This window comes from Cohnella herbarum (genome assembly GCF_012849095.1).
GTDB lineage: Bacteria > Bacillota > Bacilli > Paenibacillales > Paenibacillaceae > Cohnella > Cohnella herbarum.
On record NZ_CP051680.1, the window covers coordinates 1,467,277 to 1,491,921 of the forward strand.

At 51.5% G+C, this 24,645-nt stretch carries 21 protein-coding genes and 1 riboswitch; of the genes, 2 read left to right on the top strand and 19 right to left on the bottom strand.

Annotated elements, in window-relative coordinates; translation table 11 throughout:
• Positions 1–86: 86 nt before the first annotated feature.
• A riboswitch (cobalamin riboswitch) is annotated at positions 87–264 on the bottom strand.
• A gap of 320 nt (positions 265–584) precedes the next feature.
• The 11 genes from HH215_RS06335 to HH215_RS06385 form a co-directional block, all read right to left on the bottom strand.
• Positions 585–2,111, bottom strand: a complete 1,527-nt coding sequence (locus HH215_RS06335; RefSeq protein WP_169279130.1) for an ABC transporter substrate-binding protein — start codon at positions 2,109–2,111, stop codon at positions 585–587.
• A 62-nt stretch (positions 2,112–2,173) separates the two neighbouring features.
• A complete protein-coding gene (locus HH215_RS06340; protein ID WP_169279131.1) occupies positions 2,174–3,055 on the bottom strand; it encodes a carbohydrate ABC transporter permease in 882 nt (293 codons plus the stop codon).
• A gap of 19 nt (positions 3,056–3,074) precedes the next feature.
• A complete protein-coding gene (locus HH215_RS06345; protein ID WP_169279132.1) occupies positions 3,075–4,004 on the bottom strand; it encodes an ABC transporter permease in 930 nt (309 codons plus the stop codon).
• A 134-nt stretch (positions 4,005–4,138) separates the two neighbouring features.
• The gene (locus HH215_RS06350) at positions 4,139–5,749 is read right to left on the bottom strand and encodes a response regulator transcription factor (RefSeq protein ID WP_169279133.1); all 1,611 of its coding nucleotides are present in this window, start codon (positions 5,747–5,749) and stop codon (positions 4,139–4,141) included.
• 14 nt (positions 5,750–5,763) lie between these two features.
• Positions 5,764–7,503, bottom strand: coding sequence for a sensor histidine kinase (locus HH215_RS06355; protein ID WP_169279134.1), 1,740 nt, complete (start codon positions 7,501–7,503; stop codon positions 5,764–5,766).
• Between the two features lie 199 nt (positions 7,504–7,702).
• On the bottom strand, positions 7,703–10,000 hold the full coding sequence (locus HH215_RS06360; protein WP_169279135.1) for a glycoside hydrolase family 3 protein: 2,298 nt from the start codon (positions 9,998–10,000) through the stop codon (positions 7,703–7,705).
• Between the two features lie 33 nt (positions 10,001–10,033).
• The gene (locus HH215_RS06365) at positions 10,034–12,307 is read right to left on the bottom strand and encodes a glycoside hydrolase family 3 C-terminal domain-containing protein (protein ID WP_169279136.1); all 2,274 of its coding nucleotides are present in this window, start codon (positions 12,305–12,307) and stop codon (positions 10,034–10,036) included.
• 595 nt (positions 12,308–12,902) lie between these two features.
• Complete coding sequence (locus tag HH215_RS06370; protein ID WP_254450391.1) at positions 12,903–13,583, bottom strand: MBL fold metallo-hydrolase; 681 nt, start codon at positions 13,581–13,583, stop codon at positions 12,903–12,905.
• Positions 13,584–13,618: 35 nt separating this feature from the next.
• Entirely contained in the window at positions 13,619–14,212 is a 594-nt protein-coding gene (locus HH215_RS06375; protein ID WP_169279137.1) for a YdeI/OmpD-associated family protein, read from the bottom strand.
• Positions 14,213–14,255: 43 nt separating this feature from the next.
• Entirely contained in the window at positions 14,256–15,743 is a 1,488-nt protein-coding gene (locus tag HH215_RS06380; protein WP_169279138.1) for a lamin tail domain-containing protein, read from the bottom strand.
• Between the two features lie 238 nt (positions 15,744–15,981).
• On the bottom strand, positions 15,982–16,419 hold the full coding sequence (locus HH215_RS06385; protein WP_169279139.1) for an Lrp/AsnC family transcriptional regulator: 438 nt from the start codon (positions 16,417–16,419) through the stop codon (positions 15,982–15,984).
• A 148-nt stretch (positions 16,420–16,567) separates the two neighbouring features.
• Here HH215_RS06385 and HH215_RS06390 point away from each other — a divergent pair, with 148 nt between their 5' ends.
• Both HH215_RS06390 and HH215_RS06395 read left to right on the top strand, forming a co-directional pair.
• A complete protein-coding gene (locus HH215_RS06390) occupies positions 16,568–17,395 on the top strand; it encodes an alpha/beta fold hydrolase (protein ID WP_169279140.1) in 828 nt (275 codons plus the stop codon).
• Positions 17,396–17,509: 114 nt separating this feature from the next.
• The gene (locus HH215_RS06395) at positions 17,510–18,007 is read left to right on the top strand and encodes a DinB family protein (RefSeq protein ID WP_169279141.1); all 498 of its coding nucleotides are present in this window, start codon (positions 17,510–17,512) and stop codon (positions 18,005–18,007) included.
• Positions 18,008–18,132: 125 nt separating this feature from the next.
• Here the strand turns inward: HH215_RS06395 and HH215_RS06400 are convergent, their stop codons facing one another.
• The 8 genes from HH215_RS06400 to HH215_RS06435 all read right to left on the bottom strand — a co-directional run bounded on the left by HH215_RS06400 (position 18,133) and on the right by HH215_RS06435 (position 24,637).
• Positions 18,133–18,444, bottom strand: a complete 312-nt coding sequence (locus tag HH215_RS06400; RefSeq protein ID WP_169279142.1) for an ArsR/SmtB family transcription factor — start codon at positions 18,442–18,444, stop codon at positions 18,133–18,135.
• A 16-nt stretch (positions 18,445–18,460) separates the two neighbouring features.
• Complete coding sequence (locus HH215_RS06405) at positions 18,461–18,979, bottom strand: SRPBCC family protein (protein WP_169279143.1); 519 nt, start codon at positions 18,977–18,979, stop codon at positions 18,461–18,463.
• A gap of 1 nt (position 18,980) precedes the next feature.
• Entirely contained in the window at positions 18,981–19,475 is a 495-nt protein-coding gene (locus HH215_RS06410; RefSeq protein ID WP_169279144.1) for an SRPBCC family protein, read from the bottom strand.
• Positions 19,476–19,627: 152 nt separating this feature from the next.
• The gene (locus HH215_RS06415) at positions 19,628–21,883 is read right to left on the bottom strand and encodes an ATP-binding cassette domain-containing protein (RefSeq protein ID WP_169279145.1); all 2,256 of its coding nucleotides are present in this window, start codon (positions 21,881–21,883) and stop codon (positions 19,628–19,630) included.
• 139 nt (positions 21,884–22,022) lie between these two features.
• Positions 22,023–22,421: an SRPBCC family protein gene (locus HH215_RS06420; protein WP_169279146.1), complete on the bottom strand. Its 399-nt coding sequence runs from the start codon at positions 22,419–22,421 to the stop codon at positions 22,023–22,025.
• Positions 22,418–22,747, bottom strand: coding sequence for an ArsR/SmtB family transcription factor (locus HH215_RS06425; RefSeq protein WP_169279147.1), 330 nt, complete (start codon positions 22,745–22,747; stop codon positions 22,418–22,420). Before HH215_RS06425 ends, HH215_RS06420 begins: the two co-directional genes overlap by 4 nt.
• Before the next feature lie 81 nt (positions 22,748–22,828).
• Positions 22,829–23,623 carry an ABC transporter permease gene (locus HH215_RS06430; RefSeq protein WP_169279148.1) on the bottom strand — a complete coding sequence of 265 codons (795 nt, stop codon included), beginning with the start codon at positions 23,621–23,623 and terminating at the stop codon, positions 22,829–22,831.
• A gap of 15 nt (positions 23,624–23,638) precedes the next feature.
• Positions 23,639–24,637: an aliphatic sulfonate ABC transporter substrate-binding protein gene (locus HH215_RS06435; RefSeq protein ID WP_169279149.1), complete on the bottom strand. Its 999-nt coding sequence runs from the start codon at positions 24,635–24,637 to the stop codon at positions 23,639–23,641.
• Between the last annotated feature and the right edge of the window lie 8 nt (positions 24,638–24,645).

The following is a 24,645-nucleotide window of genomic DNA, read 5'->3' on the forward strand; positions in this document are numbered from 1 at the left end:
CAACCGAACATGCGCATTCTTCATGCCGCAAGCGTTGCCGAAAATCCCGCTATATTCGCTTCATTTCTCAGCCCCCGGAGAAATGCAAACAGCGTTTCGGTCTGGCAGGTCCATCTGGCTTCGCTTCGTCCCGGCGTCCCCTTCCCCTGCCGATTGCACAGTAGATTCGAACGTCCGTCAGCGTTACAGATGCGGGGACTTCGCTAGTATCGCACTAGCTTCCCTATTAAGCTACCTTAGTGTACCTAGCCGAAACAGATATGTAATTGAAGTAAAGCAATTGTAGCACATGCGATTCAATATTCCAAGATACAGTATGTATAGAGGTATTTGTTGGTACTAACGATCAATATCTAGATGATACAAAATGGCCGTAAAATACGATGAAACCGTGCGTATTGACGAGGTTTAGAGCAAAATCAATAGAAATAGCCACCGCCTAACGGGTGGCTATTTCTATTGATTTTTATTTATGCGAAACCTATATCGATTTCAACTGACCCCCTCATGACCGGAACGTTGTTGAACGTGAGCTGCGCCCAGCCCGGAATGGAGGCGGAACAACGGAACTTAGTGGTTCGTATTTACTTTTCTTCCGATGCCGCCCATACGTCGAGCTGTTTTTGTTTCTCGGCGATAATTTTATCGAGTCCCGCCGACTTCAACTTCCCGTTGAAATCGCCCAGCGTCGAAGGATCCAATGTGCCCGTCTCGAGTCCGACCTTGTATTGGTTGACGACGTTCGTGACCGCCGCCACTTCGTTCTTCACTGAGTTCGAGTCGAACGTAAAGCCTAGCGCCTTGGAGAACGTGGCCGATTTATTGAAAGCTCTCATCTGCTCCCAGATGTCCGGCGCTGTTCCTTTCCACACGGCCGACAGCGCGTTGTTGCCAATTTCCCATTGGTTGAATTGGTAGCCGGTATCCGTGACGCCTTCCGGTGTTTGAATCGTGCCGTCTTCGTTCTTGACGTAGTGCTTGCCCTCTACGCCGTTCGTTAATAGATTCACGATCTCCTTGTCCGTATACAACAGGTTCATCAGTTGCATCGCCTTATCCGGATCCGAACTGTTATGCGGAATCGAGATCATCATGGATGTCGCGTTCGAAGAGCTGGATACCGGTTTCGTCAGTCGAACCGCGACCATCTCGTGTCCGTTCAGCCCTGTCTCTTGCTGCTCGAACCCGGGCTTCGTGTTGGAGAAATAGCTGAACGCTTTGCCCGCTCTGACCAAGCTGCTGTAAGTTTCCAGCGTCGTCGCGGCATCCTGCATGATGTATCCGGCTTGATACCATTTGCGAACCAAAGCGACCGCATCGGCATATTCCTGCGTTTCATAGAGGTTGACGATTTTCGTATCGTTATTCGCGAGCGGCAGCACGCCCATGTTGTCGCCGAGCATATCGATCGAACCGCTCAATATATCGGTGACGATCGGAAGCGCCTGAGACCGTGGAACAAGCGGGGAGATACCCGGTTCCTTGTCCTTGATCGTCTTGAGAATCGATTCCACGTCGGCAAACGTCTTGACCGCGGACAAATCGATCCCGTGCTTGTCGACCAGATCCTTGCGCATGATCAATCCGTAATCCGCCGCCGTATCCCGCACGCTAGGTACGCCGTATATTTTGCCGTCGATCTTCGTCGCGTTGTAGATGGCCGGCTCCATCGTGTCTTTGATCGTAGGGCCGTATTTTTCGAGTAATTCGTCGAGCGGAAGCAGTTGACCCTTAGCGACTTGGTTGCTGAAATTAAACATCGTCGACGTTAGCATGAGGTCAAGCGGCTCATTCCCCGCGAGCAGTAAATTGATCTGTTGGTTCCATGAGCCTGCGTCGATCGGCATCAGTTCAACGGTCGCGTTGATTTTCTCTTTCGCGATGATGTTAATGGCGTCTTGAACCGTTTTGAAGTCTTTCGTGTTAGATACGCTAAAGTAAGCCATTTTCAAATTCGCCGTCTTCTCGTTGGCTTGCGCCGGGCTTGCCGTCGTTCCCCCTTCCGTTGCCCCGCCGTTCTTGTTATTGTCGTTTCCGCAAGCGGCCAACAAGGCCATTAACGCCAACAACGCAGATAGCAGAATCGTAGATGATTTGCGTTTGCTCCACATGTTTCGTATCCCCCTAATGATGGTGTGTATGCCACCGAACCCGGAAGTCCGGATAAAGCCGATCAACCTTTAACGGCTCCGATCGTGAGCCCCTTCACGAAGTATTTCTGGAAGAACGGGTATATGCAGACAATAGGCAGAATACCGACGACCGCCATGGCCATGCGAACCGCATTCGTCGGCAGCGACGCGGCTTGTCCCTGCGTACTGCCTAGCGTATTTTGCTGGAGAAACTGAATGTTGCTGAGCATCCGGTTCAACAAGCTTTGGATGCTGAACAGCTTGGCGTCGGTCACGTAGATCAATGCGTTAAACCAGTCGTTCCAATAGTTGATCGTTAGCATCAAGCCGATCGTCGCCAAGATCGGCAGCGACAGCGGCAATACGATGCGGTAGAAGATTTTGAATTCCGACGCCCCGTCCATGTAGGCCGATTCGATGATCGGAACCGGTATGGAGGTCGAGAAGAACGTCCGGATCAACAGAATGAAAAATCCGTTCGTAAGCAATCCCGGGATGATCAACGCCATCAACGTGTTTTTCAAGTGGAACAGCTCAGTGTAGACGAGATAAGTCGGTACGAGCCCCCCGTTGAATAACAAAGTGAAAAACACGATGAACGAAAGCGATGTTCGAAGCGGCATGTCTTTGCGCGACAACGGATAAGCGAGCAGAGCCGCGATGAGCAGCCCGACGAACGTACCCGTTATGGTAATGAATACCGTAATGCCGTAAGCTCGTAGCATCGTGGACGCTTCCGTCCAAAGGTAGGCGTAGGCGTCCATGCTGATGCGTTCCGGGAACAACGAATAGCCGTTGCGAATAATGGAGCTTTCATCCGTGATCGATGACATGAACAGCAGCAGGAACGGAAACAAACAAGCGCAAGCGAGTACGAATAACACGGCGTGAACGAAAGTCTGATTCATTTGTATCGATTTCATCTCGGGTCCCCCTCTCTTCTCAGAATAAAGCCTGTTCTCGGTTTCTTCGACTGACGACGTAATTCGACAGGATAACGAGAACAAACCCGACAAGAGATTGGTACAAGCCCGCGGCGGAAGACATCCCGATGTCTCCTAACGTCATCAGGCCGCGATATACGTACGTATCGATGACGTCCGTCGTCGGCTGCAGAGGACCGGAGTTCAGCGGCACTTGGTAGAAAAGCCCGAAATCGGAGTAGAAAATTCGCCCGATCGCAAGGAGCGTTAGCACCGTAATGGTCGGCATGATCAACGGGACGGTAATGCCCTTGATTTGTTGCCATTTATTCGCGCCGTCGATCGTCGCGGCCTCGTAATATTCTTGATCGATTCCGATAATCGCGGCCAGGAAGATGACGCACAGATAACCGACGTTCTTCCACACGTTCACGATCGTTAGAATATAGGGCCAATACTTCGGCTCGCTGTACCAGGATATCGGTTCGATTCCGAACGCCGGCAGCAAGCGATTGAGCAGGCCGTTCTCGACGTTGAGCATCGACAGAACCAAATAACCTACGATGACCATCGAGATAAGGAAAGGAAGCAAAATGATGCTTTGATAAAATCTTGCCGCGATTTTATGCCGTACTTCGTTGAGCAGTATGGCGACCGCGATGGCGAGAACCGTGTTGAGCACGATAAACCCGCCGTTGTAGAGCAGCGTGTTGCGGGTAATGATCAGCGCGTCGGACGTCTTGAACAGATACTCGAAATTGCTGAAGCCGATCCAATCGCTGCCGAGAATTCCTTTCGCGTAATTGATGTTCTTAAAGGCGATCATGACGCCGAACATCGGCAAATAATTGTTGATGATCAAATAGATCAATCCGGGCACGACCATGATCAGCAGTGCCCTGTAGCGTCTCGCTTTCTTCAGCGCCGCGCGCCATCCTGTCCGTTGCATGCGCTTCCTCCTCGATTCGTTGCTGTTACTTCTTCATTGTATAAGCAGCAGACAACCGGCGCTTACCACGAACACGACTTCGTGTTTTCGTTATTCCGACTTGTTCCGGATTCGGGAGTTTCCGCAACGGGCCGTCATCTCCTCGAGCATTGCTTGCGGTAGTCGATCGGGTTCAATCCCGTCGTTCTCTTGAATAGCGTGGAGAAGTAAGAAAGGTTCGTATACCCGATTTCGACGGCGATATCGCTGACCGAAAGACGGGAATCGCAGAGCAACCTCTTGGCGAATTCGATCCTTTGCTGCTGCATGTAATCGGATATGGAGAAGCCGGTTTCCTTCTTGAACACCCTCGTTAAGTAATCGGGATTCAGGAACACATGGTTCGCAACGTCTTCGCGGGATAAGCTCTGCAATCCGAGTTGATCGTGTATGTAGCGCTTCACCTTATCAACGATCGACATATTTTCCTCGGAATCGTGCAAGCGATTCATCGCCACGCTCAGTACGTACAACACCCACTCCCGAAGCGACGAGACGGAACGAAGCACCGTTGCGGGCTTATCCGTCATCAGGTTGCGGGAAAATACTAGATTAGCTTGCAAGCCTTTCGACTGGAGAATGAAGTAAACCATCTGCAGAAAATCCTGATAGAACAGGTGCAGCGAATGGGAATCCGCTTCAACTTCATCCCCTCTCCAAGAGTCCAGATAGCTTACGATGCCGGCGGTTAGCCTCTCCCTAGCTCCCTGCTTCATCCACAAGGCCCATTCTTCCACGGGAGCCGGCGGCATTCGGGTCGTTCGATTCTCTTTCTTGCCGGTTTCATAGAGGAATAACGTCCGATTGACCCGAGTGACGTTGTTTTCATCCAGGTCCTGCAACCGTCGAAGCATGGCGGGCATTTCGTGCAGCTTGACCGGCTTGCCGATATAGCAATTGATGTCGCAATGCAAATTCGAATTGCAGAACGCGATAAAAGAGTCGCAAGCCGCTTGGACAGGCGGCATGACAAATTCGGCTTCGGACGGAATGGCGGCCAACAGCGAGCCCGCCTCAAGCGGAACGACGGTGCCTCTTCCGGCGACTCCTTCTTCCGCCGCGTTGCGCAGCGCGAACTCCATAATCCGTTCGTCTCGCGGATTCCATGCTTGATGCCATTCGCGCACGGTAATGTAGACCGATAAGAACGAAACGTCATCCGAGTAGATTAAACCGATTCTCGACGCCTGCTCCCTTACTGCTTCCGGGGTCGACGCGAACGTCTGCCGGAGAAGATCCTGCCAGAATCTTTCCGCCATGACCGGTCGATGTTTATCCCATAAGCCGAGATAATGCTTGTACGTTTCTTCGAACGAATGAAGCTCCCGATCTTTGCGAATCTTCTCCAGCGCGTTCGCGATAACGCCTTCCAACTCGGAGTAATCGACCGGCTTAAGCAAATACCCGAAGCTTTGCAAGTGGATCGCTTGCTTCGCGAAAGAAAAGTCGGAATGGCAAGTCAGAAATATCGTCTCCGTCCGGGGAAAGTTTTCTCTGGTCCACTCCAACAGATCCAAGCCGGAACCCATGGGCATCTCGATATCGCAGATCATCAGGCTAACCGGCTGCGACCGGAATACGTCCTGCGCTTGCTTTAAGCTATGCGCGGTATGTATGGCGGAGATGTTTAACCGCTCCCAGTCGACGCCTGCCTGCAGCCCTCTGACGGCATGAACCTCGTCGTCGACGAGCAAAACGTGATGCATTGGCGATGCCCCCCTCATGCGGATTGTACCGGCAACGTAATCCTCACCGTCGCTCCTTGAATTTGCCTTTCGTTATAGAATGCGATCGAAGCTTTGTCCTGATAGAGCAAGCGGAGCCTTCGCTTTACGTTCCAGATGCCGATGTGCTCGCCTTCCTCCCCCGGCATTCCCTCCGCGTCCTTCAACCTTCGCAGCGCTTCCTCCGAAAAACCCGGGCCGGTGTCCCGGATTAGGATTGCCACGATAGGCGCACCATCGGCGTCGGCATGCTCCAGTGCGACCTCGACGTCGATGCGGATCGGCTTATCGATGCTAACCGCGTGTTTGATCGTGTTTTCCACGATCGTTTGAATTACGAGAGGCGGAACTTCGATATCCAGCAAGCTGTCCGGAGAATCGAGCCGGTAAGCGAATATGCCGGGAAATCTTAATTCCTGGATTCGCAAATAGTTGGCGGAATGCTTCAATTCATCCCTTAGCGAGACGAAGTAAGAGCTGCTCCTGAACATAAAACGGAAATAGGCGACCAAACATTTGGACATCTCTTGGATAAGCGCGTAGTCTCTCACCGTCGCCAAATTGTATATGATGTTAAGCGAATTCAGGAAAAAGTGGGGATTGATTTGCAACTGCAAGTGACGAAGCTCCGCGCGCTGATGATTCAGCTTTTCTTCGTATACGTTGATCTTCAGCTCATGAATTTCGCCGATCATCCGGTTAAACGTCTCGTTCATCAGCTCGAATTCGGTCGAGCTAGAAGCCTTCTCCAGCCGCGCGTCCCATTTCCCGCCTTGAAGCTTGCGCATAGCCACGACGATGCTCTTGATCGGAAGCAGGAACACTCTGCGCATCGCGTACAGGAAGAGAAGCAGGAAAAGCGCCCCTGCAATCGAGATGAGAGTCGATATGCGCTGGAGATCGGGGAGACGTTCAAGAATCTCGCTCTCCGGGACGAGCGCGATCAGGCTGAACCCTCCTTCTTTCGAGGTTTCTCCCATGACGAGGTACTGCGCGTGTTTCCCGCTAAGGCTGTACGAATCTTTAGAAAATCGCAGGTCGATTCCGTTGTCTTCGACTAGCTCGGCATGGTTGATCGGGATGAGCCGATCCGTAGCCAGCAACGCCGCGCCCGATTCGCCCAGATCGATCAAGCTCAACGGTACGATCAGCTTCTTGCTGTTGACCCACGCGCCGACATAGACATCGCCGGTTTTGATCAAGTGAAACATATGATAGTCTCGTTTGCCTTTCCACGCGTGCCATTGGGAGAAATCGAAATCGTCCGACGCCTGTTCGATCATCGCGACGATATCGCTTTTCACGGTTTCGCGGGCCTCGAGAGTATCCCCGAAAGTTTGCGTCATAATCAATTCTTCGTTGGGCTCGGAATATACGAAAAACGAATCGATAGACGGATAATAGGTAATGTCTTGCAGAAGATCTTGGAAAATGCGCAGCTTGGCTAGCGTGTATACGGTTTCATTTTCGGATTTGCGTTTATTCAATTCCAGCAGGTCCGTCTCCGTTTCCGACAGATTAAACAAGTAATTGTCGACCTCTTGCAGGTTGCGGTCAATCTGGTTCATATACAGACTCAACATGTTCTTGTTCGATTGCGCGACTTGGTTACGAACGACATCGATCGAATAAGCGTTGTTAATGATAAGCAACGCGATCAATGGCGCCATAATCAGGGTAATTACGGCGAATAGCTTAAAACGTAGCGAATGGAGAAAAGGTTTAAGTTGACGCATGCGCAACGACGCTCCTTCTAGCGGGAAGTTCTTCCATTATCTCATCCCGTTTCGATGCACGAAAGACACCCGATTATCGGGTGTCCTCGATTAACGATTCAGAATGTATGAAATTTGCTTTACATTTCCGAATCGTCTCCGACAAAAACAGCTTCCCGCCATGCCTAAGGACGGCGGCAGCCGTTTTTGCTTGCTAGCATCAAGATTGCGAGATTGCGGGAACATTGTAACGAGCCGTTCTCTCGTCCTGAATGACGCCGGACCAATTCAAACCGAAGGCGAAATCGTAAGCATGGCCAGAGGCGTCAACGTGCGGAATCAACTCCCGGGGCACGTCCTCCCGCTGCCGTTCCACGGTATCCATATCGGCTGGCAATTGCATCGGAAGTAAGCCGCTCGGCTCCGCTTCCCCGGTCATCGCGTCGAGCATCGCTTGGGTTTGTACGCCGAAGTGCACGAGAATCGCGTCCGCGGACGCTTCGAACTCGCGAACGACAGTCGGCTTCGACAGCAGCAGCGAGACGACGACCGGCTTCTCCCCCATAAGCGCTTTCGTTTGCAGTACCAGGTCCAAATCCGGAGCGTTATGAGCGGTAACTGACTTGCCTTTATACGAACGGTTCTCGACGTCCGTCGGCCGCGAATCTCCGGCAAGGCTTCGTTCGCGTGCGTCCGCGGCGGTATACTCGCCGTATTGCAAGCTTATCGGCACGTACCCGTTGCCTCCGGCTTCCGCGTCTACCTTGCTGTAACCGCTGCCTGAATCGGCGCCGTGAATGAACACAAGCGCGCAATCCGCTTCTTCCGGATCGTCCGTCACGTCGAAATAACCGCGTACGACTTCGAGACTTACGGGGTAATCGAACGATTCCGGAGTCGGAAAGCCGAACCAATTCACGCCGGCCGGTACGAACCTCTTAGGCACGTAAACTTTGCTGCGCTTGGCAAGCGGCAATGTAGTGCCCGATTCGTTCTTCAGCATGACGATCGACCGTTGCTGAGCCTCGAAACCTTCCTTCATGAACGCCGCGTTGCCGACCGTTGCAGCGGTTTCCTCCGGGTCCAGATAAGGATTCTCGAATAATCCCAAGCGAAAAATGTTGATCAGTAGCCTGACCGCCGATTGTTCGAAGCGACGGCGCATGAAGCTTTCTCCGTGCTCGGCGGTTCCGATCCTGTACGCTTCGATAATCGGAGCGATCTCGTTATTGCCGCCGAATTGGTCGACTCCGGCCATGATCAGCTTATAATGCCGCTCCGCTACCGTGTAACCTTCTTCCACTCCCCAGCATCGTCCGCCGGGAAACAGCTTCGTGATATCTTCTCCTTCGTCGTTCGTAATTCCCCAATCGGTGCAGACGACCCCATCGTAACCGTATTCGTCGCGCAACAGGTTCTGAATCAAGTAAACGTTGTAGGAATTGCCGACGTTTTCTCCGTTCAGGTCGTCCTGTCCGAAGGAAATCGTATAGTAAGGCATGACGGCCGACGCTTGGCCGGTTCCGCCCTCTAGCTTAAACGCCCCTTCCGTGAAAGGGAGCAGATGCGTTTCGAATTGATTGCCGGGATAGACAGCGTACTTTCCATACCCGAAATGCGCGTCCCTTCCGCCTTCCCCGGACCCTCCGCCGGGCCAGTGCTTCACCATCGCGTTGACGCTGTCGTATCCCCAGCCCCCTCCGATTTCACGGTCTCCCTGAGACGTCTGGAATCCGTCGATATAAGCGCGGGCGAGATCCGTCGCCAGCTTCGGATCATCTCCGAACGTACCGTTCGTTCGCATCCAGCGCGAATCGGTCGCCAGATCGATCTGGGGGGATAACGCGGTCGCGATTCCGAGCGCCCGGTATTCCTGTGCGGCGATTTCGCCGAATCGGCGAACGGTAGCCGGATCGAAGGTGGCCGCTAGACCGAGAGGCTCGGGCCACATCGAGATGCGGCCGCCCGCGCCCGCGTTGAATTCCGCGCTGGATTCCGTGCTGTGTCGAGGATCCGAGCTGTTATTGGTGGGAATACCATGCCCGAGGCCTTCTACGAGCGCTTGCACGTTGTTGCTCCATCGGGCAGCCGTTGCGGGATCGGAAACCGTCGTTACAAGAACATGCCTCAAATAATCGTTCGTCAAGAACGCGGTCTGCTGATCGGACAACGCGTGCGGCTCCGCCCCGCTCTCCGCGAACGGTTTGCCCCCGTACGTGGCGGGAAAGAAGGCGAACGATCCGGGAACCGCTTGATGAGTGCTGTACAGCATCAGCCCGGCAATCTCTTCGAGACTGAGCCGGGACGCCAGATCTTTGGCGCGTTCATGAGGCGGCAGCCGCCAATCTTTGTAAGGCTCAAGCTTGCCGCTCCTGTTCAGGTCCTTGAAGGCGAAGCCGTCTTCCGTAAGAATACCGATTCCGGAAGAAACGGAGTATCCGAGCTTGCTGCCTCCGGGATTATCGATATAGCGAATCGATTGTTGGCTGGTTTCGGTTTCGGTCCATTTGGAATTCAATTGCGATTCCCTCCCTTAAGGTTAATCGTGCGTTTAATCGGCGTTCAGCTCTCTGAGCATCTCGTCGATTGTTTCGTTGGAGAACGCTCCGCCGCTGAACGCGGCCAAACCGCGCAACGGCATGTCTTTCAACGCGGCAGCCATCATGGCTGAGATGGAATCTTCGTTCGCGATCGCCGAGGACGCGCCGAAAGGCGTATTCGCAAGGAGCCCCTGTACGGCCGGGATAGCTCGCGGGTCCGTCATCAAATCTCCGATGGCCGTATTTCGCGTATATTTTTTTCCCGGAGCCGCTTTAGAATGTACGAATACCGTCTCCCGAAGCTCGATCTGCGCCGAAGATTTTCCGACCAACATTTCGAAGTCTCCGCTTTCGACCGCCCAATCTCCGATGTCCGTATTGTAATAAGCAAATGCCCGTTTATCCAGTTGAAACGTGATCGTACGGGATTGTCCCGGTTCCAAATACACCTTGGCAAATCCTTTCAGCTCTTTCTCCGGCCGGATCACTCCGCTATGTACGTCTCGAACGTACAGCTGCACGACTTCTTTGCCCGGGCGGTCACCGGTATTCGATACCTCGACTTGGATCGTAAGCGAATCGGTATCCTCCATGTCTTTCTTATCCACCGAGAGCCCGGAATATTGAAACGTCGTGTAGCTAAGCCCATGTCCGAACGGGAATAGCGGCTCGATATTTTTGGCGTCGTAGTAGCGATAACCGACGAATATCCCCTCCCGATATTCCACGCGATCGCCTTCCCCCGGGAAATAAGGATGGGAAGGATTGTGCCTAAGGTCGACGGGGAACGTTTCCGCCAGTTTACCGCTGGGGTTGGCGTCGCCGAAGATCAGATCCGCCAATGCGCCACCGAGAGCTTGCCCGCCAAGATAGGCTTCTAGGATGGCACCGGCACTGCTTAGCCAAGGCATCTCGACGGACGATCCGTTGGATAGTATCGCCACGATGCGGCTTTGCACCTTCGAAACGGCTTCAAGCAAGCGCGATTGATTATCCGGTAACCGAAGATGGGATCGGTCGAATCCTTCCGACTCGAACCGTTCGGGAAGACCGAGCACGACGATCGCGACATCCGCCTCCTCCGCGACTCGAACGGCTTCGGCGGACAGTTCCTCGACTTCGTCGTCCCGATCCAACTCGTAACCTTGCGAGTAGACGATCTCAACTCCGCCTCCCGCGGACAATAAGAGCTGCTCGCGCAAGTCATCCATTCTAGTCGGATTAACATGGGAGCTTCCGCCTCCCTGATAACGGGGACGAACGGCCATCTCGCCGATCAGCGCGATTTTTCCGGTTTTCGGCAGGGGCAACAGCTCCCCTTCGTTCTTCAACAGCACCATCGACTCTCTTGCGACTTCCCGGGCTAGCCGGTGATGGGCGTTCGGATCATAGGCAGCGCCTTCCCTTTTTCCGTCCGCCGCTTTGAAGATGACGGAAAGCACCCGCATGACGGCGCGGTCAACTGCTTCTTCCGGCAGATCGCCTCGTCGGACCGCCGACACGATTTCTCGGTCTCCCGCGCCTCCGTTGCCGGGCATCTCCAGGTCCAACCCGGCGGCGAGACCGCGCGTCCGTTCGTTCACGGCTCCCCAATCGGATACGGTAAAACCTTCGAACCCCCACTCTTCCTTCAATATTTCGGTCAGAAGGCCGACATGCTCGGAGGCGTATTCCCCATTGACTTTGTTGTATGAGCACATAACCGTCCACGGACGCCCTTGATTCACCGCTCCCTCGAAGCTGGCCAAATATATTTCGCGGAGCGTTCGTTCGTCCACGATCGCATCGATCGTCATTCGGCGATGCTCCTGATTGTTCACCGCGAAATGCTTTAACGACGCGCCGACGCCTTGAATTTGCACTCCCTGGATATGGCTAGCCGCAAGTTCCGCGGACAAGAACGGATCCTCGGAGAAATATTCGAAGTTTCTTCCGCATAAAGGCGAACGCTTAATATTCGCTCCGGGACCTAACAATACGGCAACGTCTTCCGCTTGGCATTCCTCACCCAAAGCTTCCCCTACCTTTCGGATCAGGTCCCGGTCCCAAGAACTGGCCAGCCCCGCCGCCGAAGGAAAACAAGTCGCCGGAACGCTATCGAACAGACCGAGGTGATCCGCTGAAGCCCGCTGTTTCCTAAGCCCATGCGGTCCATCGGTGAGCATAATGGAAGGAATGCCCAACCTCTCGATTCCTTTCGTGCTCCAGAAATCGAGTCCCGAGCACAGACTAGCTTTCTCCTCCAATGTCATCTCGGCCAATAATTTCCTCAAATCTCGGTGCATGGCTAGAACCTCCCGTTTGGATGAACATGATTCTATTGTAAAAGGCGACGGGAACATGCGACCACTTGGAATACGACCTCCGATTTGCGTTTTTCCGACTTATTGCCGCAATGTCGTTCTTATTCATTAAAAAACCGAACCTCCAATGTTAGATCGTCTAACGATCGGAAGTTCGGATCATCTCTCGTTATTTACTTTGCTTGAATCGTTTCATTAAATTTAAGGCTAAGAAGATAACGCCCGTACAGAGCAAAAATATTCTATCTAGCTTTAAGTTGTGTTGGGTATAGTTCGTATCGCTGTTATCAACTAACCTCCTCTTCTTTTTTTTCGAATATTGAACGATTAGGAGACTCCGTAAAATCTCACTTAAATTGTAAATTGTTAAATGTCCCTCCCGATAGTGACGACGGTCATCATGACCGTAATGGTAGAAATATGACGCGATAAGAGCATATTTCTATACAGACTCTAAGAGAATTTAACGAACATCGTCGCATAAAGTCGAATAAGCCTAACGCTATCGCACAGACTTTATCGAATAGTCATTGTTTTTTGTAAGCTGGACTTCAATTTCAAATGGCGTTTCGCCTAACTATTCCCTCGGAGTCGTTCTCACGATTTCCATCAGCCGTTCTCGAATGTTGCCGCTGCAAACACCGCCGTGGTAGGTAATGACCGTATCGATATCAAAATCAAGTAGCTTCTCGATCGAGCGCACTGCTTCCTCCTTATTCGGAGTGAAACTCGGGTTAAAAGGCATAAGATTACCGTCCTGCGCAGTTAACGCATCGCCGGAAATCAGCGTGCGGCTAGGCTCGTGGTAGAAGCTGGTATGATCCGGCGTATGACCCGGGGTGTAGACGACGCGTAAGCCGCCGGCGATCGGCAGGGTGTCTCCGTCTTGGAACGTGCGGGTCACTGAGACGGGCGTTGCGAGCATGCCGCTCTTGATAAGCGGCGCCTTCCCCTCGAGGTAGGGTTTGCAGACTTCGTGGCATAACACTTCGATTCGGTCGCCGCCAGAGACGAGTTCGGGCAAACTTCCGATATGGTCACGGTCTTGATGAGTGATGAGAATTCGGGTCACCCGTTCGAAAGGTATTCCCTGCTCTTCCAGCGCCGATCGAATCAACTCGTGTTGCCCAGGAATACCGGTATCGACAAGCGTAGCTTCCTCCCCGTCCCAAATTACCGCTGCATGAACCGGGAATGGCGTGCCGCCCGCGTCCATCTTGAGGAGTAACGGGATAACTTCTTGTTTGTTCGGCATCATACATGACCTCTCTTTCACAATTCGTTCATCGAATACTAATCGTCCATTCCCTTACCATTAAGAATTTTCGGCAAATATTTTTCAATCCGCGAATCCCGAGTTTTGGATTGCTTGGGTGCGGAGAAATGAAGCAGGTACCCTCTTTGACGTCCGGGCGTCAATGCTTCGAAAGCAACTTTCAATTCAGGAATTTCCGTGAATTTATTTTGTAGCTCTTCAGGAACGGCATATTCCGTATTCTTTTTATACTCCACTTGCAAACCGGATTTTTCGACTACGATGGCTTCATCGATATACGTTTTGATAATAAGCTGCATCCCATCGATCTCTTCAGCGTTGGTGAACCGAATCTGGCGCGCCGCCTGTACATTTTTCGTTTGTTGGATCAGGATCTTATGGGGATCTTTTAATAAAGCTCCTTTGTGAAACAGAAGCGCGCAATATTCCTTAAATCCATGAATGATAACGACGTTGTTATTCTGAAACGTGTAACAAGGATGCATCCACTTAAATTCTTCTTTCAATTCGCAGTCAAGAACGATCTCTCTCAACTTCTCGAATTCTGCCTTCCACTTTTTCTCTTTGGCGAAAAAAGGATCGATCTTCGTATTCCTTTCACCTTTTGGCATGATGGCACACTCCTCATTCTATTGACTGTGATCCAATTGTATCTCATTGCAGACCGTACAACCAAGGTCTTGCTACGCTCTTAAAGCCTTCCGTTTCGGAATAGACGAGCAGGTAAATATCCTGGTTCCCTCTCGCCACAGTCATCTCGGCGTATCCGTGTTTCTCAACAAAGTCGATCAACTTATATTCGGCATGAGCATCGCCCAAGAGCAAGCGTAACTGATCGTTCGCTAGCTTCTCAAGCGCGCCTGCGTCCTCGTAATCGAGCGCTTGGTTTTCCGCCTCGCCGATACCGGAAACCATTAGGAGCTCTCCGTTATCCGGATCGATCCGCACATCCACGAATGCGCCTTCGTTCTGCCCTTCCGGTCGTAGCTTAAGCATCCAGATCGTGCGACCGTTCGAGGCTTTCGCCTGATCTACCTCGTTGATCCGAAGCTTGTCCATCGACGTACCGCCCGCCGTCCTGATCGCAATAATCGCGGAAGTTACGTCCGGGTTAGAGGTAATCTTTTCCGTAATCGGCATGTTTTTATACACTCCGATAATTACGGGCTCCGTCAGATTCGGCCTCTCGACGTGGCTGACGACCTCTTCATCCGCATTGCGCAATACGGCTTGATCGCCGTCGTATCGCCATGGAAACCGATTGTTATCCCATAGAATTACGCCCTGTCGAGGACTCATACGCTCCGTCAGCCCGGCGATAATGGTCAGCTTGCCTCCCGCCTTCAATAACGTTCCCTCCGAGAAAACGTAGCCTTCCCTTTTATTCGTCCCGTCCAGTCCCCAGCCCGTCAGATCGACGTCGCGATCGCTCTGATTCTCGAGAACGGCTGTCTGTTTCGTGAAATCGACGCTGATGAGTGCGACTCCGTCTTCCTTGTTCGATTGAGAATGCAGAATATCATCTCCGTTACCCTCGGAAAGAACGGCGTATTTACTGAGCTGTTTACCTTTGTCGTAAGCGTCTCTCATGCTCGATTGGCCCGTGACCGTGACGGCCGATGCGAATCGGGTGCCTTCAATATCGATCTTGTCCCCCAATGCGACAAGCCATGCTTCGTAAGTAAAGCCTTCATAGTTCTCGTCCTTATTCGTATCGCCGACGTAACGGTCGCGCGCCACGACATACAGCTTGGCTTCCCCGAAGCTGCCGAACTCGATTTCCTCGAACGCGACGGTGGCATGGTTTCCAATTAACGATGCGGGCGCAACGCTTAGATCTCCGATGATCGGCATGCTTTCATACATGCACGGACATGGGTTGAGCGCATCGTTGGAGGATATTACATTCCATTTTAATTCTCGTTTCTCAAGTACGGGCGCTCTGTCGGATGGATTAAGTCGTTCGACGGGTTTTTCGCTTCGCATTTCATCTTCAAGCACAGCGACGCTCGCCAGCGGAGCTCTGTCCTCGTATTTCTCCTGGTTCGCGTTTTCCGGCGTGCATGCCGCAAGCGTAATCGTCAGCGTTGCAACCGTACCGATTAAACCCAGCTTTTTATGTAGCTCAGCGAATCCTAGCATAAAATCCCGCCTCTGTACCGTTTCCCGAATCGTATTTTCACTCACAATGGCTTATTAATTAACGAGGTTTGCTGAGCTCCCATCGACATGGAAATCGTTGGATGCAGTTAAAAACAATACGAAAAAATAGTTTAATCATTCGCAATTACGTTTTTGATTTTATCTCGGGCAGCTATTTTGCGTTTTTCGATCCAGAATTTCGTCCATTGCCGGAATCTCTTCTTGAATCGTTGCGTTTTTAACCCATTACATCTTGCAACAACATTTTATCCTCGAAACGCGTGGAAAGCACAACAAGGGTCGATGAAAAACCGAATGTATGGCAGGTTTCAAGAAAATTCTCCAAGGTTTCGCTTGTTTCGGTTACAACCTTCAATAAAAAGTTGTACTCTCCGCTAGTTCTGTAGAAATCGACGATCTCGGGAGCCGCTTCGGCGAAGGTTTCGAACTCCTTGCATTTGTTCGATTTCAACATGACGAACGCGGTTGTATGCTTGCCAAGCTTAGACAAGGAAAGCTCCGCTCGATAACCCTTGATTATCCCCTGCTCCTCCAGCTTTCGAAGTCGTTCCGTTACTGCCGGCTGCGACATCGCGATCATTCGACTCATTTCGGAAACCGTTATCCTCGCATTATCGTGAATGATGGACAATATTTTATAATCGGTTTGATCCATAATCGGGGCACCTCATTTATAGAAGTCACGGCTGGAAAAATAACGATATATTTAAGTTTTTGAGCCCCTAACTCCTTAATTATTTCATTCAAATTGTAGGTCAATTCCAATAAAATGTCACTAATAACCAGCGAGGAGAATGAGAGCGATGACAAAAACATTAAACGAAACAAGAGCAACCGATGGGTTAAACTTTTTTACGACCGGTGATGGAGTTCGGATTGCTTATCGAATCGATGGAACAGCCGGTAAGCCCGTGCTAATGCTGGCGAACTCCATTGCCACCTCGATGAACATGTGGAACGGTCAGCTCGCTGAATTTTCTCTGCATTATCGCGTATTACGTTACGACTATCGGGGGCATGGCGACTCGGATACGCCCGATGGTCCTTATTCGTTCGACAGACTGGGAAGGGATGTAATCGAGCTCCTCGACACTCTTCATATTGATCGTGTCCATTTCCTCGGACTGTCGCTAGGCGGTATCATCGGACAATGGCTCGGCATCTATGCTCCCGAACGGATCGATCGGCTCATTCTGAGCAATACCTCCTCCTACCTTGGGCCGGCCGAGCAGTGGCAGGGTCTAATTACCTCAGTGCTGCAACCAGAGAAGATCTCCGATTTCGCCGATATGTTCATCAAGAACTGGTTCCCTTCGCATATGCTAGAATCGAAGAATGAGCTCGTCGCAGCGTTTCGCAATGGGATACTCGCTACTCGTCCTCAAGGAATTGCAGGAAGCTGGGCAGCTATCCGCGACATGGATATGCGCCGAACCGTCACCCTTATCGACGCCCCGACGCTAGTCATTGCCAGTCAGTATGATACGGTGACACTCCCCAGCCACGGCGAATTGATCGCCGAGACCGTGCCGAACGCGAAGCTAGTCATGCTGCCTGCAGTTCACCTGCCCAATGTAGAATTTCAATCCGAATTCATGAGCATCGTGCTCGAATTCCTGCAATCGAAATAACGCGTTCGCTAGATTTGCTAGTCGATCTCATAATTGCCTCAAGCACCCACTGTAAATCCTTTCCTTTCTTTCTGAGTTTATAGTATTCTAAACCATAAGAAAGGAGAGGAATTTATGTTCAAACAACTGATCGTCGGCGACGCATTGCATGAACTGGCGACGACACGCCGCGTCCTGGAACGCTTGCCCGAGGAGCATATGTCGTGGAAGCCGCACGAGAAATCGATGACGCTCGGCGGACTGGCCACGCACCTGATCAACCTGCTGAACTGGCAAATCGCGATTTTTCAGTATCCGGAGTTCGATCTTGCAACCGTTCCGCAGCGGCGGACCGCCTTGGAAAGACGCGCGGAAGTTCTTGAGGAGTTCGACGCGAACGTCGGCAAGCTGGAGAAGCTCATCGCCGAATGCGATGAGCTTACGCTCGGCGAGGAATGGACGTTACGCCACGGCGACCATATGATCCTCCGCGAACCGAAGGCTCTTGCGCTCCGCTCCTTCGGATTGAGCCACATGGTTCATCACCGGGCACAGCTCGGGGTATACTTGCGGCTTCTCGATATTCCGGTGCCGGGGATGTACGGCCCATCGGCCGACGAGGCTGCCCAATGAGCTTAGTTTCTTGATCCGTTACGCGCCAAATAGTCGCAGAGTACAGGCATGACCGCCGGCACTCTGCGACTATTATTATTGTCTTCGATTAGACGCTCGCGTTCACCTGCTTGCGTTTTCGATTTCTAATTTTCCTCTTGGTCAAGGAAAGTCTCGAGTGCATCAAGCTTGCTGGACCAGAAATGACGATAGGACTCCAACCACCTATCGACTTCCTGAAGCGGCTCCGGACGTATGGAATAAATGTTTTTCTGGGATACGGATCTTACCTCTACCAATCCGGCTTCTCGTAATATTCTAAGATGCTTGGAAACTCCCGGTTGACTCAACTGGCACTTGTCCACAAGCTCCCCGACTGACCGCTCGCGGATGCGCAACAGATCTAGCATAGACCGTCTATGCGGCTCCGACAAAACTTCAAATATACTATTTTTCATCCTTTGCACCTTAGGTTCATTTCTGAATTTTCGTGAAGTTATCTGTCCGTATTGAATATTCCTTTGTCATCGGCTTTTCCTCGCGATGTCGCGGTACGGTGCCGTACGTAATGCCATGTTCCAAGTAAAATTTCAGCAGAGTCAATGCCTCTCCCCACCCGACCGCGCAATCTCCGAAAGCTTTCAAATCCTGTTCGGATCGCTGATATCCCGATTCCGTTAAACTAACCAAGGTCCCTTCGCCAAGCTTCCTCAACGTAAATGAAATTGTCGTCGTCGTTTCCCCCGGCGTCCATTGATAAACGAATTTTTCGCCAGCGACCATTTCCAGAATGGCTCCGCCGTCCTCCAAAGAAATATGGTCCGGACCGAAATCCTTGAATCGAAAATGTATGCTTCCACCCGGTCTAGCATCGATCGTCGTACCTTGAGTAAACCACGCATCCCATCCTTCACCTGTTGTAAGCGTCTCATATACCCTGTCCGGTGTGGCATTTATGAATGTACGATGCTGAATATCAAGCGTCTTTCGCATCTTAACCCTCCTTCTCTAAATTCATTATGGAAGCATATTTCTCGCGCATTTCTTTAACACGCCCCCAAGGGAAGTCGACATGCTTCTCTTGAAGGACCACATCCAGCATATCCAAATGGACGTGCCAGCCCGCCAGAAAATCACCCACTTCAGCGGATTCATAAAACGTATGAGTCAAGCGGAGATGACATCCGTCACCTTCGTCCCTCAATTCCCATCGAACCAAGGATTGTCCCGATGACTTCTCTTCCCAGGTGTACTCCAATTCATTCGGAGGATTTACCTTGGTGAATACCCCATGAACCACATCGCCGTTGTCCCATTGAAATGAAATCTTGCCATCCATTATCAGATCGAATCGAGCTTCAGCCGTTAACCAATGGACGATCCGGTTCGGACTCGTTATCGCCGTCCATACTTTTTCAACCGGATGATTGAGATTACGCTCGAACTTAACCACTCGTCTTCCTTCATGTCGTAAAACTTTGCCGTCCATGTCATCCCTCCAATTTATTTTCTTCCATATTATATAATATATATTACTATAAAGATATATAACTGTAAAGAAATGAATTGACCGAATCGACCAGCTTCAATAAAAAAGATGACCCCTAAAGAATATAGGAATCATCTTCTTAACGCTTAGTATTACTTCAAGTATTTTCCCGTAATCGACTTCTCCGCGTGGATGATCTGAGTAGGCGTGCCCTCGAACACCACTTGACCGCCCTTGCTCCCTCCGTCCGGTCCCATATCGATGATCCAGTCCGCTTGGCTGATCACATCGAGGTTGTGCTCGATAACGATCACCGTATTGCCGGCATCCACGAGGCGGTTCATAATCTCCAGCAGGTGACCGATATCCGACATGTGCAAGCCTGTCGTCGGCTCGTCCATCACGTAGATGCTGCCGTTCTTGTGCAACTCGCTTGCCAGCTTGATGCGTTGGCATTCCCCGCCGGAGAGCGTGCTGAGCGGCTGGCCGAGCGTAATATAGTTCAGCCCTACGTCGCTCATCGCTTGAAGCTTGCGCACAACCTCTTTGAGCTGAAAAAAGTCCAATGCCTGCTCGACGGTCATCTCCAGCACTTCCGCAATCGACTTGCCGTTCAGCTTATACTCGAGAACTTCTTCCTTAAAGCGTTTCCCGCCGCATACTTCGCATGGCAACTTCACGCTATCGAGATAACCAATGTCCGTATAGACTACGCCCAGTCCTTGGCAATTCTCGCAAGCGCCCTTGGAGTTGAAGCTGAACAAGCCTTGGTTAACCTTGTTCGCGGAAGCGAACGCTTTGCGCACGTCATCCATGATGCCCGTGTAGGTCGCCGGATTCGAGCGAGTCGACACGCCTATTGCCGATTGGTCGATAACGATCGCATCTTGATGCTGGCTAAGGAATACATCGTTAATGAGCGTGCTTTTACCCGAACCGGCGACACCGGTTACGACTGTCAGCACTCCGGTCGGAATATCGACGCTCACGTTCCGCAGGTTGTGCTGAGTGGCATCGTTGATGGACAGCTTGCCGGAAGAGTGCCTGCAATCCTGCTTCAACTGGAGCGAACGCTTCATATGGGTGCCTGTCAACGTTCCCGACTCCAGCAACCCTTGATAACTTCCTTTGTACACGACGTTACCGCCGCGACTGCCGGCATGAGGCCCGACGTCTACGATATAGTCCGCAACCTTGATCACATCGGGATCATGCTCAACGACTAGAACGGTATTACCCTTGTCGCGCAGCTTCTGAAGCAATCCGTTTAATCGGTGTACGTCGCGGGGATGCAAACCAATGCTGGGCTCATCGAAGATGTAAGTAACGTCAACCAGACTGCCGCTCAGATGCTTCACCATCTTCACGCGCTGCGACTCTCCCCCGGACAAGGTATCCGTCTCGCGGTCCAGCGTCAAATAGTCTAGTCCGATATCCACCAGATGCTGCAATCGCTCCGCCAGCGCCTTCACGACCGGCGCGGATGCGGAATCTTCAATCTCCCGAATTACGCGGATGAGCTGTCCCACTTCCATAGCCGATAATTCAGCGATGTTGTGTCCGTTGATCCGACAGTTAAGCGCAGCCTGACTGAGTCTTGCGCCGCGACAAGCGGAACAGGTACCCTCGGTAATGTACGGCGCAACGGATTGTTGCGTGCGCTCGGACTTCGTCTTCACGTCTTGCTTGATGTACTTATTGGTAAACTTCTCGATGACGCCTTCCACCGTAATATTCGTTGCCTTCCCGGCGAAATCCATCTTCACTTTCCTAGCCTTGCCGTATAGCAGTAGCTCCAGATTCTCATCCGAATAATCGCTTATCTTCTTGTCGAGATCGAAGGGCCCCGACTGAACGATCATGTTCCAATCCCAACTGCTCACCGAATAACCCGGCAGCAGGATTGCCCCTTCATTTAACGATTTGGACATATCCACCGCTTTGCTCATATCGATGCCCAGCCTGCGACCGATCCCGTTGCACTCCGGACACATCCCTTGCGGATCGTTAAACGAGAACATGTTCACCGGACCAACATAGGGCTGACCCACGCGGGAAAAGAGTAGTCGGAGAATGGGAGAAATATCGGTAATCGTGCCCATCGTGGAATGGGAACCGCCGCCCAGCCGCTTCTGATCGACGATAACGGCCATGCTTAGGTTCTCGAGCGCGTCCGCGTCCGGTTGCGGAAAACGCGGCAGAAAAGTACGGACGAACATGCTGAAGTTTTCGTTCAGCAGCCGCTGGGATTCCGCGGCGATCGTATCGAAAACGATCGATGACTTACCGGATCCGGATACCCCCGTGAAGATCGTGATCTTCCTCTTCGGAATGCGCAAGGATACGTTCTTGAGATTGTTTTCCCTCGCACCCGAGATGACGATATACTCCTGATTCCATTCGCTCATGTGCTTAACACCCTTCCGATAATTATTGAATCAACATAAACCGGCTGCAAACGATATGCAGCCGGTTTATGTTGATTCGGGTCAAGCTGAGTCCGTCTATCGCACCCATTCATTCTAGTATTGGGAAGGCACAATGCGGTTATAGTTCCAACGCCTTTTCGAACCCGCCGAACCAATTCCCCCAGCCGTATCTAGCGCCTTCGAGTCCATGAACATTCGAGAATCCGGTTTGATCGAGATGAAGATTAACCTTCCCGTCCCCTAAATCCTGCAACGTCCAGGTGACCGTATGCCGCTCGTCTCCGGTAGCCCAGGAATACGACAACCGGTTTGGCGCTTCCACGATAAGCACTTCGCCGTCAACGAGCCCATCCCAATATTCGTTCGGCTGATGGCGAAACTGGAAACGATGGCCCACGACAGGCTTAAAATCATTTTCCGTGATCCATTTGGCAAGCTTATTCGAATCGGTTAAGGCGGACCATGCCTTCTCGATCGATGTCGTATACTGAAAATCCAAAGACAAAGCCAAACTCATTCTTCTTCCTCCTCGAATAGTTGATTCAATCGCAACATATTGGTACTCCAGTATTTACTGTAGAAGCCCACCCAATCTTGAACTTCCCTAAGCGGAGAGGCGTCTAGCCTAAATCGCGTTTCCCTTCCGACTTTTCGATCATGTACTAGTCCGACCTCTTTAAGAATCGTCAAATGCTTAGACACTGCCGTGCGGCCCATTGGAAACTGCGCCGTTAATTCGTGAAGCGGTATCTCCTCCGACTCCGATAACAGATGTATCAGTTCGCGCCTAGTTGGATCTGCAATCGCGTCATATACATCCCGCAACTGGTTGTTCTCGTTCACAGCACCCTCTCCTAAGTAGGATTACCAAGGGACAGCAAAGCCATTATTTATTAATTAGACACCATCTGGTGTCGTTTTTAATTATATGTTTCCTTTCGGTGTCCTGTCAACCAGATCGTGCCAATACAGCAGCTTGGATCCTAGCCATACCATCGCCATATCGGTCAGCTTGCCGAATATCGCGAACAGAATGAGGCTTGTCATGATAATCGCCGGTCGTCCCGTCGTTTGACCGTCCGTCATAAGAAACCCTAACCCTTTGCTGGCGCCCATAATTTCCGCTGCCACGACGAACATCCAGCCCATGCTCAATCCGCTTCTCATGCCGACGACCAAGGAAGGCAACGTAGCGGGCAGGTAGAAATGCCAGATCAAACGAAATCCCTTATATCCATGCACCCATCCGACTTCGATCAACTTCCGGTCTACGCTCATAATGCCCGTCAGCAAATTCAAATAGACGGGAAAAAATACCCCGATAGCGATAAGAGTGATCTTCGACGTCTCGTAAATCCCTAACCATAGAATGAACAAAGGAACCCACGCCATGGACGGAATATTCCGAAGCGCTTGAAGCAGCGGGTCAAACAAATAACGGAAAAACCGAAAGTACCCGTTCAGAATGCCTAGTACCAACGCTACCGCTAAGCCTGCAACAAAACCGGAAAATACCCGATATATCGTAATCCGCAAATGCTCGGCCAGCTCGCCCGATGCTAACAGATCGGTGAATGTGTCGTAAATTCGATTGAGCGGCGGCAGTAAATTAGGGGCTACATATCCGGTAACGGAAGCGTATTGCCAACCGCCTAGCAGGACGATAGGAACTAGGAATCCCAAAGCGATTTGAAAAAGGCGACTGTCCGTGAATTTCAAATCGACGACCCCCGTTTATTGTGCGATCTTGGTGAAGTATTGCGAATCGATCAATTCATCCACGACTTTGGCAACGTCCGTATCCTCAGGAATAATTCCGCTCTTCAATAAAACAACACCCGCCGCGTTAAGAGCTTCCTTCTGCTTATCTCCGATGACAGGGTCGGAAAGATCGGTTCTCTCGATAACCTTATCCACGACCGGCAACGTTTGCTTGGATTGCTCGCTTACGATTTTCTTGAATTCGTCACCGTTGTCGATAGCCCAATTACGCGCCTTTTCATAGGCTTCAATCACTTTTTTCGTCAGCTCCGGGTTGTCGCTCGCGAACGACTCTCTTACGTTAAGCACCCCGTAAGTATTTAAGGAAGCGTCGCGGATAACGAGCTTGGAGCCCTGCTCCACTTCGGTTTGCGCCATGAACGGATCGAGTCCCGCCCATGCATCGACTTCGCCCTTCTCCAAAGCCGCTTTGCCATCGGCGTGCTGCAGTTGAACGAGCTCTACGTCCTTCTCGGTCAGTCCCGCCTGATCTAGAATTCGCAATAGGAAAATATGCGGGTCCGTCCCTCTCGTAACCGCGATTTTCTTTCCTTTCAAATCCTCGGCTTTCGCGATCGTAGAGTCGGCTTTAGTCACAAGCGCTGTCCATTCCGGCTTGGAATAAACGTAGATCGACTTAATCGGATTTCCGTTCGATTTGCCTAATAACGCCGCGGCGCCTGCCGTGGAGCCGAAATCGATGCTCTTGCTATTCAAATACTCCAAAGCCTTATTGCTTCCCGCGCTAAGTACCCATTCGACTTCGGTGCCGTCCGATTTAAGCGCCTCCTCCAGGAAGCCTTTTTCCTTCAACACGAGGCTTACCGGATTATAATAAGCATAGTCCAGCTTAATCTTGGTCACGCTTGATGAAGCTTCCTTCGACGTGCCGTTACCGCAGCCCGCCAATTGTAGTACGACCAATATCATGACGATAACGAATGCGAGTTGCTTCCCTTTTCCTAATCTCATTTTCATAT